Annotated in this window: 14 protein-coding genes and 1 pseudogene; 3 read left to right on the plus strand and 12 right to left on the minus strand. The window is 64.9% G+C overall.

The features are described 5' to 3' along the window. Nucleotides 1-22 precede the first annotated feature (22 nt). From rseP to pdhA, 11 genes and pseudogenes are all read right to left on the minus strand, one after another. Nucleotides 23-1399, minus strand: coding sequence for an RIP metalloprotease RseP (gene rseP, locus F3N42_RS14675; protein ID WP_150865401.1), 1377 nt, complete (start codon nucleotides 1397-1399; stop codon nucleotides 23-25). Next, nucleotides 1392-2591, minus strand: a complete 1200-nt coding sequence (locus tag F3N42_RS14680) for a 1-deoxy-D-xylulose-5-phosphate reductoisomerase (RefSeq protein WP_150865403.1) — start codon at nucleotides 2589-2591, stop codon at nucleotides 1392-1394. Before F3N42_RS14680 ends, rseP begins: the two co-directional genes overlap by 8 nt. Continuing rightward, nucleotides 2588-3409, minus strand: coding sequence for a phosphatidate cytidylyltransferase (locus F3N42_RS14685; RefSeq protein ID WP_150865405.1), 822 nt, complete (start codon nucleotides 3407-3409; stop codon nucleotides 2588-2590). Before F3N42_RS14685 ends, F3N42_RS14680 begins: the two co-directional genes overlap by 4 nt. Further along, nucleotides 3402-4139, minus strand: a complete 738-nt coding sequence (gene uppS, locus F3N42_RS14690) for a polyprenyl diphosphate synthase (RefSeq protein ID WP_150865407.1) — start codon at nucleotides 4137-4139, stop codon at nucleotides 3402-3404. The genes F3N42_RS14685 and uppS overlap by 8 nt, the downstream gene beginning before the upstream one ends. After that, on the minus strand, nucleotides 4139-4696 hold the full coding sequence (frr, locus tag F3N42_RS14695) for a ribosome recycling factor (protein ID WP_150865409.1): 558 nt from the start codon (nucleotides 4694-4696) through the stop codon (nucleotides 4139-4141). Before frr ends, uppS begins: the two co-directional genes overlap by 1 nt. Nucleotides 4697-4738: 42 nt before the next feature. Then, on the minus strand, nucleotides 4739-5452 hold the full coding sequence (pyrH, locus tag F3N42_RS14700) for a UMP kinase (RefSeq protein ID WP_150865410.1): 714 nt from the start codon (nucleotides 5450-5452) through the stop codon (nucleotides 4739-4741). A 21-nt stretch (nucleotides 5453-5473) separates the two neighbouring features. Then, nucleotides 5474-6343 (minus strand): translation elongation factor Ts, encoded by an 870-nt coding sequence (gene tsf, locus F3N42_RS14705; protein ID WP_150865412.1) that lies wholly within the window; start codon nucleotides 6341-6343, stop codon nucleotides 5474-5476. Between the two features lie 336 nt (nucleotides 6344-6679). Beyond that, nucleotides 6680-7492: pseudogene (gene rpsB / locus F3N42_RS14710) on the minus strand (30S ribosomal protein S2); the annotation flags it as partial. Between the two features lie 460 nt (nucleotides 7493-7952). Then, entirely contained in the window at nucleotides 7953-9233 is a 1281-nt protein-coding gene (locus F3N42_RS14715; RefSeq protein ID WP_150865416.1) for a dihydrolipoamide acetyltransferase family protein, read from the minus strand. Then, the gene (locus F3N42_RS14720) at nucleotides 9230-10210 is read right to left on the minus strand and encodes an alpha-ketoacid dehydrogenase subunit beta (RefSeq protein WP_150865418.1); all 981 of its coding nucleotides are present in this window, start codon (nucleotides 10208-10210) and stop codon (nucleotides 9230-9232) included. Before F3N42_RS14720 ends, F3N42_RS14715 begins: the two co-directional genes overlap by 4 nt. Continuing rightward, nucleotides 10210-11283, minus strand: coding sequence for a pyruvate dehydrogenase (acetyl-transferring) E1 component subunit alpha (gene pdhA, locus F3N42_RS14725; protein WP_150865420.1), 1074 nt, complete (start codon nucleotides 11281-11283; stop codon nucleotides 10210-10212). Before pdhA ends, F3N42_RS14720 begins: the two co-directional genes overlap by 1 nt. Before the next feature lie 133 nt (nucleotides 11284-11416). Here pdhA and F3N42_RS14730 point away from each other — a divergent pair, with 133 nt between their 5' ends. Beyond that, the gene (locus tag F3N42_RS14730; RefSeq protein WP_150865422.1) at nucleotides 11417-12274 is read left to right on the plus strand and encodes a tryptophan 2,3-dioxygenase; all 858 of its coding nucleotides are present in this window, start codon (nucleotides 11417-11419) and stop codon (nucleotides 12272-12274) included. Between the two features lie 47 nt (nucleotides 12275-12321). Here F3N42_RS14730 and F3N42_RS14735 read toward each other — a convergent pair whose 3' ends face one another. After that, nucleotides 12322-12816 carry a MarR family winged helix-turn-helix transcriptional regulator gene (locus tag F3N42_RS14735; protein ID WP_224784972.1) on the minus strand — a complete coding sequence of 165 codons (495 nt, stop codon included), beginning with the start codon at nucleotides 12814-12816 and terminating at the stop codon, nucleotides 12322-12324. Nucleotides 12817-12938: 122 nt separating this feature from the next. Between F3N42_RS14735 and hppD the strand changes: the two genes are divergently transcribed. Both hppD and F3N42_RS14745 read left to right on the plus strand, forming a co-directional pair. Then, the gene (hppD, locus tag F3N42_RS14740; RefSeq protein WP_150865426.1) at nucleotides 12939-13988 is read left to right on the plus strand and encodes a 4-hydroxyphenylpyruvate dioxygenase; all 1050 of its coding nucleotides are present in this window, start codon (nucleotides 12939-12941) and stop codon (nucleotides 13986-13988) included. Between the two features lie 33 nt (nucleotides 13989-14021). Further along, entirely contained in the window at nucleotides 14022-15152 is a 1131-nt protein-coding gene (locus tag F3N42_RS14745; protein ID WP_150865428.1) for a homogentisate 1,2-dioxygenase, read from the plus strand. Nucleotides 15153-15157 lie beyond the last annotated feature (5 nt).

Below are 15157 nucleotides of genomic sequence, written 5' to 3' on the forward strand. Positions count from 1 at the left end.
CAGGCGGTAACCGAGCGGGATTCTAGCTAACCAGCCGTAAAATGTCGTTAATGATGCCCAGGCTCATCAGGCCGAACAGCGCGACCAGGCCAATATACTGGCCCGCGATCTGCGCCTGGTCGGAAACCGGGCTTCCTTTGACCCATTCTATCAGGTAATACAACAGGTGGCCGCCGTCGAGCACCGGAATGGGCAAGAGGTTCAGGATGCCCAGGCTCAGGCTGATCAGGCCCAGGAAAAACAGGAAGTTGGACAGGCCGGCATTGGCCGACGAATTGGCGAACTGGGCGATGCCGATGGGCCCGGAAATGTTGCTGACCGAGGCCGAGCCGGTGATCATCCGGCCCAGAAGCCCCAGTGTCGCGCCGGTCAGGCGCCAGGTCTCCGCGACCGCGGCGCCAAAACCGTCGACCGGGCCGTGGCGCATCAGCAGGTAGGCGCGTTCCATTTTCGCCCGGGTGGCGTCATCCGGGCCCTGGTTGACGATGCCGATCACGGGGCGTGAGCCGAACAGGCCGCTGCGCTGGGGCTGCGGCGTGACCTCGAAGATGCGTTCGATGCCACTGCGATCGACGGTGATGGCGATGGGGCCCTCGCGCTCCGCGTGCTCGGTGATGCGGAACGGCACCCAACTCCAGTCCTCCACCGGCTCACCACCGATGGCCGTGATGCGGTCCCCGGCGCGCAGGCCGGCAGCCTGCGCCGGGCTGTCTGGCGTGACCTCGCCGATGATGGCGGGGATCACCGGCCGCCATGGCGCGATGCCGATGGCTTCCAGTGTCTGTTCTTCCTCGAAGTCATCGCCCAGGCCGCCCAGGTCCAGCGTCACCTGGCGGCGCTCGCCATCGAGGTCTTCGAGCTCTACGTTCACCTGGTCGCGGTCCAGCGCGTGGGTGACCAGGCCCAGGATGGCGTGCGACCAGCTGCGCGTGCGGTCGCCGTCCAGCGCAATGATCTCGTCTTCCGGCTGGATGCCGGCTTCGGCGGCGATACCGGTCACTTCGCCGACGATGGGGCGGGATTCGGGTATGCCTACGGCGAACATGAGCCAGAACGCGAACACCGCAAACACCAGGTTGAACACGGGTCCCGCGACGACAATGGCGAAGCGCTGGCCCACGGGCTTGCGGTTGAAGGCCTGGTCCAGCTCGTCCGCGGCGACCGGCCCTTCGCGCTCGTCCAGCATTTTTACGTAGCCGCCCAGCGGCAGCGCGGCCACCTGCCACTCGGTGCCGTCCTTCGCGGTCCGCTTCCACAGCGCCTTGCCGAAACCGACGGAGAAGCGCAGCACCTTGACGCCACAGCGACGGGCGACCCAGTAGTGGCCGAACTCGTGGAACGTGACCAGCAGGCCCAGCGCAACGATTAGCCACCAGATGGAACCGAGGATTTCAAGCATGTTCAGACATCTTGCGAATGGTCTCCCGGGCCAGCGCGCGGGCGGCCTGGTCCGCCGCCAGCACATCGTCGATCGACGCGACCGCGCCCGCGGGTGTGGCCTCGAGCGTGGATTCAATAATGACCGGAATTCGGGTAAAGCCGATTTCCGCGTCGAGAAAGGCTTGGACAGCAATTTCGTTGGCGGCGTTCAATACCGCGGGCGCTTTGCCACCGGCCCGCAGCGCGTCGAAGGCCAGCCGCAGGCAGGGGAAGCGATCCAGGTCCGGGGCATGGAAGTCCAGTCGCCCCGCGGTCGCCAGGTCCAGCCGGGCGACGCCGGCCTCGATGCGCTCGGGCCAGGCCAGCGCGTGGGCGATGGGGGTGCGCATGTCCGGCATGCCCAGCTGGGCCAGTACCGAGCCGTCGCGGTAGGCGACCAGCGAATGAACGATGCTCTGCGGGTGCACGACCACGTCGATCATGTCCGCCGGCGCGCCGAAAAGGCCGTGCGCCTCGATCACTTCCAGGCCCTTGTTCATCAGCGTGGCCGAGTCCACGGAAATTTTGCGGCCCATGTCCCAGTTGGGGTGCGCGCAGGCCTGCTCCGGGGTGACCGCGGCCAGCTCGGCCGACGGCGTTTCGCGGAACGGCCCGCCCGAAGCGGTCAGGATCAGTTTTTCGACGCCCGATGCGGCCAGGCCGCGTTCCGCAAAGTCGACTGGCAGGCTCTGGAACAGGGCGTTGTGCTCGGAGTCCACCGGCACCAGGCGCGCGCCCGAGGCCTGCCGCGCCTTTTCGAACAAGTCGCCGGCGATGACCATGGATTCCTTGTTGGCCAGCGCCACGTGATGGCCCAGTTCGACGGCGCGAAGGGTCGGCTCCAGGCCTGCAGCGCCGACAATCGCGGCCATGACGATGTGGGTGCCGTCCAGCGACACGATGTCGCGCAGGGCCTGCGGCCCGGCGTGGGGTGTGGCGCCACTGCCGTGTTCGCGCAGCGCCAGGGCCAGGTCATCGAAGCATTCGGCGTTGGCGATGACGGCGTGGGCAGCATCGTGTTGGGCGCACAGCGCGGCCAGCCCCTGGACATCGTGATGGGCGGTCAACGCCACAACACGGAAGCGTTCCGGGTGACGCGCGGCGACATCCAGCGTGCTGCGCCCCACCGAACCGGTGGCGCCGAGTACGACCAGCCCTCGTGGCGTGTTCACAGGCCCGCCAGGAGTTTTCCGAGCACGAAGAACGGGGCGCCGGCCAGCAGGCTGTCGAGCCGGTCGAGCACGCCGCCGTGACCGGGGAAGATTCGCCCGGTATCCTTCAGGCCGACGGTGCGCTTGTGCAGGCTGATGAACAGGTCACCGCCCACGGAGACCAGCGCCGTGACCAGCGCCAGCGGCACCAGGGCCAGCGGCGCGAAGGGCAGGGCGGGGATCAGCCAGGCCGCCAGTGGCGCGACCACCGCGGCAGTCAGCAGGCCGCCATAGAGCCCGGCCCGTGTCTTGCCCGGGCTGATGCGCGGCGCCAGCTTTGCGCCGCCGATGGCGCGACCGCTGAAATAGGCGCCGACGTCGGCCGCCCAGATGGTCAGCAACAGTAGCAAAACCCACCACTCACCATTGGGCTCCATGCGCAGCCAGGCCAGCGACATCCAGCCCAGGGTCATGACGCCGATCGCAGTCAGGAAACCACGGGCGCGCCAGCTGGCGTCGACCCGGCGGTCGGGCGTCCATGACCAGATCTGCACGAACATGACCCCCCAGGCCAGGCAGGCCATCAGGAAAACCGCCATCGGATCGGCCGTCCAGCTGCTCCAGTAGCGCGCCAGTGCGTAGAGCAGGGCGGCCTGGATGAGCAGCATGACCCAGGTGGCGGGGCCGTTGCCCAGGCCCGCCAGCTGGCGAAACTCCCAGCAGCCCACCATGACCAGGCCAGCGGCGACATAGCCAAACGCCATGGCCGACATGCCGAACAGCAGGAAAAAGGCCGCGGGCAGCAGGACCAGGGCGGTGATGATCCGGGTCCTAAGCATGGGCGTGGTCGCGGACCTGCTTGCCGGTCTTGCCAAAACGCCGCTCGCGCTGCTGGTAGGCCGCAATGGCACGATCCAGTTCGTCCTTGCCGAAATCAGGCCACAGCACGTCGCTGAAATAGAACTCGGTGTAGGCGCACTGCCACAGTAAAAAGTTGCTGATGCGCATCTCGCCACCGGTGCGGATGAACAGGTCGGGGTCGGGGGTATCGGCCAGGGCCAGCCTGGAGCCGAACAGGCCCTCGTCGATTGATGCCGGGTCAAGCTGGCCGTCACGAGCCTGCTCGGCCATCGTCCTGGCGGCGTTGACGATATCCCAGCGTCCGCCGTAGTTGGCGGCCACGTTGAGCTGTGAGCGGGTGTTGGCAGCGGTGAGTTCCTGCGCCGCGAGCATGCGCTCGCGCAGTTCCGGCTTGAAGCCGGAGAGGTCGCCGATGAAGCGTACCTTGACGCCGTTTTCATGCAGGCCCTTGACCTCTTTCTCCAGTGCGCTCATGAACAGGTCCATCAGCCGCGAGACTTCGAGGGCAGGGCGGTTCCAGTTTTCCGACGAGAACGCGAAAACGGTCAGGATGCGGATGCCGATCTCGGTGCCGTGCCTGGCCGTTCGCCGCAGCGCCTTCAGGCCTGCCTGGTGCCCCCAGCTGCGGGAGCGCCGGCGTTGTTCTGCCCAGCGCCCGTTGCCATCCATCACGATGGCAACGTGTTCCGGCATGTGCGCTTCCGGCATCAGATTTCCAGCAGTTCCTGCTCTTTCTCCTCGACGATGCTGTCGACCTGGCCGATGTGATCGTCGGTGATTTTCTGGATCTCGGTCTCGGCGCGACGGGCGTCGTCCTCGGAGATATCCTTGTCTTTCAGCAGCTGCTGGCAGTGGTTGTTGGCGTCGCGACGGATGTTGCGAATGGCGATCTTGGCGTTCTCGCCCTCGCTGTGCACCACCTTGCCCAGGTCGCGGCGACGCTCCTCGGTCAACGGCGGCAGCGGGATACGGATCACGGTGCCGGCGGTAGACGGATTCAGGCCCAGGTCGGACTGCATGATCGCTTTTTCGATGGTGCCGACCATGTTCTTGTCGAACGGCGTGACCGCCAGCGTGCGCGCGTCCTCCACCGTGACGTTCGCGGACTGGCTGATGGGCACCTCGGTGCCGTAGTACTCCACGTGCACGTGCTCAAGCAGGCTGGGGTGGGCGCGGCCGGTGCGAATCTTGGCCAGTTCCGTGCGCAGCGAGTCGATCGACTTGTGCATGCGGACCCGGGCGTCTTTCTTGATATCTTCGAGCATGGTTCAACTCCTGGTGTTCTGCGAGCCGGCCGTGGCCGGTTTTCAGTGGACGATGGAACCGACCGGGTGGCCGTTCACCAGCCGCTGCAGGTTGCCCTCTTCGAACACGTTGAACACGCGGATGGGCATGTCCTGGTCGCGGCACAGCACGATGGCGTTGGTGTCCATCACCCGCAGTTTGCCTTCGATCACTTCGTCGTAGCTGAGCGAATCGTAGCGGTCGGCGTCCTTCTCGATCTTGGGGTCGGCCGTGTAGACACCGTCCACCTTGGTCGCCTTCAGCAGGATGTCGGCGCCGATCTCGATGGCGCGCAACGCGGCGGCGGTGTCGGTGGTGAAGAACGGGTTGCCGGTACCGGCGGCGCAGATGACCACGCGGCCCTTCTGCAGGTGCCGCATGGCGCGGCGGCGGATATAGTCCTCACAGACATCGTGAATGGACACCGCGGACATGACCCTGGCGTCGATGTTGACCGACTCCAGCGAGTCCTGTAGCGCCAGTGCGTTCAGCACCGTGGCCAGCATGCCCATGTGGTCGCCGGTGACCCGGTCGATGCCGGACTCGGCGAGCCCGGCACCGCGGAAGATGTTGCCGCCGCCGATGACGACGGCAACCTCGGTACCTGCATTGACCACGTCGGCGATTTCGCCGGCGATCCGGCTGAGGATCACCGGGTCAATACCGTAGTCTTCCTTGCCCAGCAGCGCTTCACCGCTGAGCTTCAGAAGGATGCGCTTATAGACGGGCTTCGTCACTGTTCCCCCTCGGGCCAGTGATTAGCTGCCGGCCACCTGCTGCATAACTTCTTCGGCAAAGTTCTCTTCCTTCTTCTCGATCCCTTCGCCCACGGCGAGACGAGTGAATCCTTTCACGGAAGCACCCTTCTGTTCAAGCAGTTTGCCAACGGTGACGTCACCGTCCTTGACGAACGGCTGGCCCACCAGGGTGATTTCGGCCAGGTGCTTGCGCAGGCGGCCTTCGACCATCTTCTCGATGATGTCAGCCGGCTTGCCGGAATCGGCGGCCTGGGCGACCAGGATTTCCTTTTCCTTGGCAAGGACTTCGGCCGGCACGTCTTCGACGTTGGCGAACTGCGGGTTCAGCGCGGCGACGTGCATGGCGATGTCTTTCGCCAGTTCTTCGTCACCACCGTCAACCGCGACCAGCACGCCGATGCGACCGCCGTGGACGTAGCTGCCCACGCCGCCGGCGTTCTCCAGGCGTTCGATACGACGCACCTGGACGTTCTCACCGATCTTGGAAACCAGCGCCTGGCGGCGTGATTCCAGTGACTCGCCGTCAACTTCGCGGGCCATCAGGGCGGCGACGTCGGTGCTGCCCAGGGCCAGCGCCTCGGCGGCCACCAGGTCAGCGAAGCCCAGGAAGTTGTCGTCCTTGGCCACGAAGTCGGTTTCGCAGTTGACTTCGACCAGCACCGCGGCGGCGCCGTCTTCGGCAATCACGATCTTGCCTTCGGCAGCCACGCGGCCGGCCTTCTTGTCTGCTTTGGCCAGGCCGGACTTGCGCAGGTTCTCGACTGCGGCTTCCAGGTCACCGTTGGTTTCCACCAGGGCGTTCTTGCATTCCATCATTCCCGCGCCGGTACGCTCGCGGAGTTCCTTCACCAATGAGGCGGTCACTGCCATGGGTCTTTTCCTCTCAATTCAATTACAGGGCCCGCCGCGGGGGCGGGCCGGGATTACTCAGGACTTGTCGGCTTCGCCGTCTTCGGACTTGGCTTCCGCCTTGTCGTCAGCCTTGGCTTCGGCATCGTCAGCCTTCTTGGCTGCGGCCTTCTTGGCCACCTTCTTCGCGGTCTTCTTGGCAGCCGCCTTCTTGGTGGTCTTCGGCGCGGCCTTCTCTTCGGTCGCTTCCTCGGCCTTTTCTTCGGCTTTCGCTTCAGTCTTGGCTTCAGTCTTGGCGTCGGCTTTGGCTTCGGCCTTCACGTCTTCAGCGTCGTCGGCCTTGGGTGCGGCCTTGCTGGCCACCTTCTTGCGGGTCGCGGCCTTCTTCTTCGGCGCGGCCTTCTTGGCCGGCTTCTCGCGCTTCACCGGGTTGCCGTGCTCGTCCAGTTCGACGAACTCGTCATTGCGCGTGTCTTCCGGTACCGGCGCGGATGCGCGGCCTTCCAGCACGGCGTCGGCGATCAGCTGCGTGTACAGGCGGATCGAGCGGATGGCGTCGTCGTTGCCCGGGATGACGTAGTCGATGCCTTCCGGTGAGCAGTTGGTGTCCACCACGGCGATGACCGGGATGCCCAGCTTGCGGGCTTCCTTGATGGCGATGTCTTCATGGTCAACGTCGACCACGAACATGGCGTCCGGCAGGCCCTTCATGTCCTTGATGCCGCCCAGGCTCTGGTCGAGCTTTTGCTTCTCGCGCATCAGGGTCAGCACTTCCTTCTTGCCCAGGTGACCCAGGCCGCCGTCTTCCTCGGCCTGTTCCAGGTGCTTCAGGCGCTTGATGGACTGCTTGATGGTGCGGAAGTTGGTCAGCATGCCGCCCAGCCAGCGGTGCGACACGTAAGGCATGCCACAGCGCTGGGCTTCCTCACGGATGGACGCGCTGGCCGCGCGCTTGGTGCCGACGAAAATGATGTTGCCGCGACGGGCCGCCAGTGAACTGGTGTAGTTCAGCGCGTCGATCAGCAGCGGCAGCGACTTCTCCAGGTTGATGATGTGGATCTTGCCGCGCGCGCCGAAAATGTACGGCGCCATCTTGGGGTTCCAGTAACGGGTCTGGTGACCGAAGTGCACGCCAGCTTCGAGCATCTGGCGCATGGTGATATCTGCCATGATCTTAATACCTTGCATAAAGGGACAGCGCACCGGCCGGCGGCTCAAACCGCTTGGCTTCGGTGTCTTGTATCCCGGGTTAATCCTCCACTTGCCCTGTCCGGAAACCCGTTTTTATGTCGGGCACCCATCCGGACCGTTGCGGTCAAGTGTGCGTATTGATGCGAATCGTGCCGCACCTGATTCTTCCCAGCCGCTCATTGCGGTTTTGGGAGCCGGCGAATTCTACAGCAGGCGCTGCGTTCGGGCAAGCTCGGTGACGCGTGACGCGTGACGCGTGACGCGTGACGCGTAACGGGTGACAGGTGACGGGTGACGAGTGACTTGGCGAGGCTGGGGGTGGGTAGCGTGATCACGGGGTCTCGCCGGCCAGGGATGGCCGGCGATGAAGCGACCATGGACGGCTCGAGCGTCCCCGTGAACGCGCTACCTACCCCCGGCCGGGTCGAGGGCCACGCCGTTACTCCGGCTTTTGCAAGTCCTCGATCATGGCTTTCAGGAAACGCGCCGCCTCGCCGCCGGTCACCGCGCGGTGATCAAACGTCAGCGACAGCGGGATGATCTTGTGCGCCTCGACGCCACCCAGTACCGGTACCACCTCGTGGCGGGATTTGCCTGCGGCGACGATGCACACGCACGGCGGGTTGATGATCGGCGTGGCGTAGCGGCCGGCGAAGACACCGAAGTTGGACAACATGATGGTGTAGTCCTTCAGGTCTTCGGGCGGGATGGCGCGGTTCTGCACGTTGTCCTTCAGCCGGTTCAGCGACTCGCGGACTTCGCCGGCGGTGGACGAGTGGATGTTGCGCAGCGCGGCGGCGAACAGGCCGTCCGGGGTGTCGACGGCCATGCCGACGTCCATGCCCTTGTGGATCATGCGCATGCCCTGCTCACCGTCGTACCAGGCGTTCAGGCCGGGCTCGGCCTGGGCGCCGGCCCACAGGCTGCGCAGCAGGCGGACCGAGGTGTCCTGGCCCCAGGCCCAGGCGTGGATGTCGGCGTCGTCCATCAGCGTGGTGGCGACCACCTTGGCATGCGATTCGGACATCACCCGGGCCATCGTGCGGCGGGTGCCGCGGATGGGTTCCCATTCGCCGGTGGCTTCCGGGCGGGGGGCGGGTGGGGTCGCCGGGCGCTGGGGGGGTGGTGACGGGTGACGGGTGACGCGTGACGGTTGCGAAGCGGAAGCCTGCGGGTTCCTGGAGGCATCTTCGATGTCTTTGCGGGTGACGACGCCGTCTTTGCCGGTGGGGGTGACGGTGGCGAGGTCGACTTTCAGCTTGCGGGCCAGGGCGCGCACGGCCGGCGTGACCTTGATGCCGCCGACATCGGAGTAGGCGTCGGTGACCACCGCATCGGAGGACTCCATGGCCCCCACCACGGTGCCCGAATCCGCGCGGGGCTCTTCAGCCGCCGCCTCATCCGCAGCCGGCTCCGCAGCCGCATCGGCTGTCGAGACATCATCACCAGCCTCAACCCCCTCACTCCTCTCTCCTTCCTCCTCCCCCTCAACAAGGAAGCTCACCAACGGCGCACCCGTATCAATCACATCACCGGCGGCGCCGTGCAGTTTGGCGATCTTGCCGGTGAACGGGGATGGCACTTCGACCACGGCCTTGGCCGTTTCCATGTTGACCATGGGTTGGTCGGTCTTGACCTCGTCGCCCTCGGCGACCAGCCATTCGACGATCTCGGCGTCGGGCAGGCCTTCGCCCAGGTCGGGCAGGTTGAAGACTTTCATGAAACCTCCAGGACTTCGTCGACGGCGTTCAGGATGCGCTGGACGCTCGGCATGTATTTCATTTCCATCTTGTACAGCGGCATGACCGAATCGTAACCGGTCACGCGCTTGACGGGGGCGTAGAGGTGGTAAAGGCCGGCGTCGGCCAGGCCCGCGGCGATCTCGGCGCCCACGCCGCACATGCGCACGGCCTCGTGGACGATCACGCAGCGGCCGGTTTTCTGCACCGACTCGATGATCGTGTCCATGTCGAGCGGGCTGATGGTGGCGACATCAATGACCTCGGCGCTGATGCCTTTCTCCGCCAGCTTGTCGGCGGCTTCCAGCGTTTCTTTCACCATCGCGCCCCAGGTGACCAGGGTCAGGTCGGTGCCGTCACGCAGCACGTAGCAAACATCCAGCGGCAGGTCCTCGCCGTTGTCCTCGACCTCTTCCTTGTTCAGGCGATAGATGCGCTTGGGTTCCAGGAACACCACCGGGTCCGGGTCGCGGATGGCGGCCAGCAGCAGGCCGTAGGCGCGTGACGGGGACGACGGGATCACCACGCGGATGCCCGGCATGTGCGCGAACAGCGCCTCGGTGCTTTCCGAATGATGCTCCGGCGCGTGGATGCCGCCGCCGTAAGGCGCGCGCAGCACCATCGGGCAGGTCAGCCGGCCGCGCGTGCGGTGCCGCATGCGGCCCGCGTGGCACATCATGTGGTCCACCATCGGCAGGATGAAGCCCATGAACTGGGCCTCGGCCACCGGCTTCATGCCCTGCGTGGCCATGCCGACGGACAGGCCGGCGATCATGGTCTCGGCCAGCGGCGTGTCGAGCACGCGCTCATCGCCGAAGCGCTGGGCCAGGCCCGCGGTGGCGCGGAACACGCCGCCGTTGATGCCGACGTCTTCGCCCAGTACAACCACCGAGTTGTCGTGTTCCAGCTCCCAGGCCAGGGCCATGGTCACCGCTTCAACCATTGCGACGCGGGCCATCAGGACAGTTCCTCCAGGGCTTTCTCGCGCTGTGCGGCCAGGTCGTGCGGCAGCTCGGCGTACATGTAGTCGAACATGGACTCCAGCGGTGGTTTGCCGGCGGCCAGGTACTCTTCGACGGCCTCGTCCACGGCGGCGGCGGCTTCGTCCTGAAGCGCCTGTTCGCGGGCATCATCCCACTCGCCCTGGTCGGTGAGATAGGCCTTCAGGCGCACCAGCGGTTCGCGTTTCCAGGCCTCGTCGACCTCTTCGCTGGCGCGGTAGCGCGTGGCGTCGTCGGCGGTGGTGTGGTCGGACAGGCGGTAGGTGATCATCTCGATGACAGTCGCGCCGCCGCCGTCGCGGGCCTGGGCGATGGCTTCATCCATGGCCCAGCGTGCGGCGATGATGTCGTTGCCGTCGACCTGGATCGAGGGCAGGCCGGCGGCCACGCCCTTCTGCGCCAGCGTCTTGGCGCTGTTCTGCTTGCTGCGTGGCACCGAGATGGCCCACTGGTTGTTGCAGATGATGAAGACCACCGGCAGCTTGTAGGCACTGGCGGCGTTCATGGCCTCCAGGAAGTCGCCTTTCGACGAACCGCCGTCGCCCACGACGGTCACGGCCACGCGTTTCTCGTCGCGCAGCTTGTAGGCCAGCGCGGCGCCGGTGGCGTGCAGGCACTGGGTGGCGATGGGCACGCACCAGGCGAAATCGTGCTTCGGACCGGAAAAATTGTTGCCGCGCTCGTCGCCGCCCCAGTAGAGCAGGACCTCGGACATTTTTACGCCGCGGCAGAACTGGGCACCGTACTCGCGGTACATGGGCGCGAAGCAGTCTTCCTCGCGCATGGCGCTGCCAATGGCGAGATGCACGGCTTCGTGGCCCAGGCAGCTTGCATAGGTACCCAGCTTGCCGGTGCGCTGCAGTGCCACGGCCTTCTTGTCGAAGACGCGGGTTTTCACCATCAGCGCGTACAGGCGGCGCAGTTCTTCAAAGTCGGTGGCAAGGGCAGGCGCGTCGTCGCCCATCAGGCGGCCGTCGGGTGATAAATGCTGGTAATAATCGATCTTGAACGAAGCGATGGTCGCCGGCATGTAGGGCTTCCTTTGTTAACCGTTCGGACAGTCCCGCTGAGCCGCGGCACCGGAAAAGTCCGCTATTATACGTCCTCTTTTCCCCACAGAACCAAGCCGTGAATCGTCATCATCCCCGCGCGGAGGGTCAGCCATGACCGAACTCCCGAAAAATCAACGTGATCTGGAAGACGGCATCGAGACCGATCTCGGTGAACGACTGACCTACGACGCCTACCTGGGCCTGGACCGGCTGCTGACCGCGCAGTCGCCGCTGAGCGATCCGCCGCATCACGACGAGATGCTGTTCATCGTCCAGCACCAGGTGACCGAACTGTGGCTGAAGCTGATCATCCACGAGCTGAAGGCCGCCATTCGCCACCTGGCCGAGGACGACCCGTGGCCGGTGAGCAAGGTGCTGTCGCGATTCAAGCAGATCCAGCGACAGATGTTTGAGCAGTGGGCCGTGCTGGAAACCCTGACGCCCAGCGAGTATGCGCAGTTTCGTGGGGTGCTGAACTCTGCCAGCGGCTTCCAGTCGCTGCAGTACCGCATGGTCGAATTCCTGATGGGCAACAAGAACGCCGCCATGCTGAAGGTGTTCGCGCATAACCCGGCTCAGCAGGCCGAACTGCGCGAAGTGCTGGACTCACCCAGCATCTACGACGAGTTCCTGCGGTTTCTCTCGCGCCGCGGTCACGCCGTGCCCCCGCAGCACCTGGATCGCGACTGGTCCGAGCCGCATGAGCGCGACCCGGCGCTGGTGCCGATCTTCAAGTCCATCTACGAAGAGCCGGACAACCGCTGGGTGGAGTACGAACTATGCGAAAAGCTGGTCGACATGGAGCAAAGCTTCCAGCTGTGGCGTTTCCGTCACATGAAGACCGTCGAGCGCATCATTGGCTTCAAGACCGGCACGGGTGGCTCATCCGGCGTGGCATTCCTGAAGAAGGCGCTGGATTTGACGTTTTTTCCGGAGCTGCTGGACGTTCGGACGGAGATTGGGGTCTGACGAACGCCGGGGTCAGAGTAAGGGGTCAGAGTCAGGACTCTGACCCCTTACTCTGACCCCAGCTCTCCCAGCTGCTCCGCAGCCGCCTGCAAGGTGCCCACCAGGCGCTCCAGCGTGGCGCGCTCCTCATCTGTAAGCGAAGCCAGCAAGGCCTTCTCATAGGCCAGCGCCCGCGGCATCACGTCGTTGAACAGCGCCTTGCCGGGGCCCTCTGACAACACCAGTGGTACACGTCGGCGGTCGGAGCCGTGTTCGCCGCGCTCGACCAGGCTGCGCAGCTCCAAGCGATTGACCGCGCGGCTGACGGCCACCTTGTCCATGGCGCCGCGCTCGGTCACCTCGGTGGCGGTCAGGCCGGGGTAGCGGCCCAGGATGGCCAGCACCCGCCATTCCGTCACACTCAGGTCATAGACTTTCCGGTAGGCGTTGGAAATGCCGCCGCTGATCGTGTTCGACAGCAGTGACAGGCGGTAGGGCAGGAAGTTTTCCAGCGCGAACGCGTCGGCGGAATGCTCGTCAGTGTTCGGGTTTTTGTCGCTCACGGGCAGGGCTCACCTTGCATATAGTTACAAGTGAAACTATTATATCCAAAAGGACGCGCGCATTCGCGCGTCATCACGAATTCTATCCCGGCAGCGGCCCCCGCTGTCGACCGGAGGCCACAATGACCGAACACCGTGACAATCCACTGGGCGTGGAGGGTTTCGAATTCATCGAATTCGCCGCACCCGAACCGCAGCTGCTGCATGACCTGTTCAAACAGCTGGGCTTTGCACCCATCGCGCGCCACCGTAGCCGCGCCATCACCCTGTACCGGCAGGGCGACATCAATTTCCTGGTCAACGAGCAGCCTGACAGTTTCGCCACTCGCTTCGCTACGGAGCACGGCCCGTGCTGCACCGGCTTCGCCCTGCGCGTGGCCGATGCCGCACACGCCTATTCCTCGGTGCTCACCAAGGGCGCTGAATCCATGAGTGACATCCCGGGCGCCGCCATCGACGGCCCGCGCATCCGCGGTATCGGCGGCTCCATGCTGTACCTGGTGGATCGCCAGGACGGCAGCGCGCTGGCGAAGGAGTACGAACTGATCGAGGGCGCGGATCCGAACCACAAGGGCTTCGGGCTGACCTTTATCGACCACCTGACGCACAACGTGTTCTTCGGCAACATGGACGAATGGGCCGATTTCTACACCCGCCTGTTCGGCTTCTACGAGGTTCGTTACTTCGACATCAAGGGCCAGCAGACCGGCCTGAAGTCGCGTGCCATGACCGCGCCCAACGGCAACATCAGCATCCCGATCAACGAGAGCGAAGACCCGAAGAGCCAGATCAACGAGTACCTGGACCTGTACAAGGGCGAAGGCGTACAGCACATTGCGCTGTTCACCAACGATATCTACGAGACCGTCGAGGCGCTGCGTGAAAAGGGTGTCGAGTTCCTGAGCACACCGGACACGTACTACGAGATCATCGACCGCCGCGTACCCGAGCACGACGAAGACGTGGCGCGCATGAAGCGTAACCGCATCCTCATCGACGCCGACCAGCAGGACAGCTCCAAGCAGCTGCTGCAGATCTTCACCCAGACCAACGTCGGGCCGATCTTCTTCGAGATCATCCAGCGCAAGGGCAACCAGGGTTTCGGCGAAGGCAACTTTACTGCGCTGTTCGAGTCCATCGAACTGGACCAGCAGCGCCGGGGCGTGCTGTAAGGTATTCCGCTGGATCGGGGAGGGCGAACGGCCATGGGTAAGAAGTGGATCACCACGCCGCGCAGCGAGGGTAAGGCCTCGAAGCAGGCGCATGCCGACCTGCCGGAAGGCACGTTCGAACGCGAGCTGGGCAAGGAGGGCTTTTTCGGGCCCGCCACCCACATGCATCACCGCCACCCGCCCACGGGCTGGACGAATTTCGAGGGCGCGCTGAAGCCGCGCGCTTTCGATACCACGAAGCTCGACCAGTTCGGCGATTCGCCGTGGTCCGCGCGGCCGCTGATGTCGAACGCGCACTGCCGCATCCGCATCTGGGAAGCGCGGCAGTCGATGGACCACCTGGTCCGCAACGGTGATGGCGACGAGCTGCTGTTCATCCATTCCGGCGCCGGCGAACTGTTCTGTGACTACGGGCGGATGTCGTTCAGCGAGGGCGATTACATCGTCCTGCCGCGCGGCACGATGTGGCGGCTGGCGATCAGCGAACCGGCGCGGGTGCTGATGATCGAGGCCACCAACGCCAGTTACATGCTGCCGGATCGCGGCCTGCTGGGCCCCAACGCCATCTTCGACACGGCCGCACTGGGCATGCCCGAAATCGACCAGGCCTTCCTGGACCAGCAGGACGAGAACGAGTGGGAAGTGCGCATCAAGCGCCGCGAGGCGTTCAGCCGCATCACCTACCCGTTCAACCCGCTGGACGCGGTGGGCTGGCATGGCGACCTGGTGCCGGTGCGCCTGAACTGGCGCGATATCCGGCCGCTGATGAGCCATCGCTACCACTTGCCGCCGTCGGCGCACACCACATTTGTTGCCAACCGCTTCGTCATCTGCACCTTCGTGCCGCGGCCGTTCGAGACCGACCCGGGTGCGCTGAAAGTGCCGTTTTTCCACAACAACGATGACTTCGACGAAGTGATCTTCTATCACGCGGGTGACTTTTTCAGCCGCGATAATATTCACCCGGGAATGATGTCGCTGCACCCCTGCGGTTTCACCCACGGCCCGCACCCGAAGGCGCTGAAGAACGCCTTCGAGCAGAAGGCCGCGGGCACCGAGGAAGTGGCGGTGATGATCGACACCCGCGACGCGCTGGACGTGGACGAAGGCGCGGGCTCAGTGGAGTGGGGCGGCTACGTCGACTCCTGGAAACCAAAAAGCTAGGACTG

This window comes from Marinihelvus fidelis, from assembly GCF_008725655.1.
Classification (GTDB): domain Bacteria; phylum Pseudomonadota; class Gammaproteobacteria; order Xanthomonadales; family SZUA-36; genus Marinihelvus; species Marinihelvus fidelis.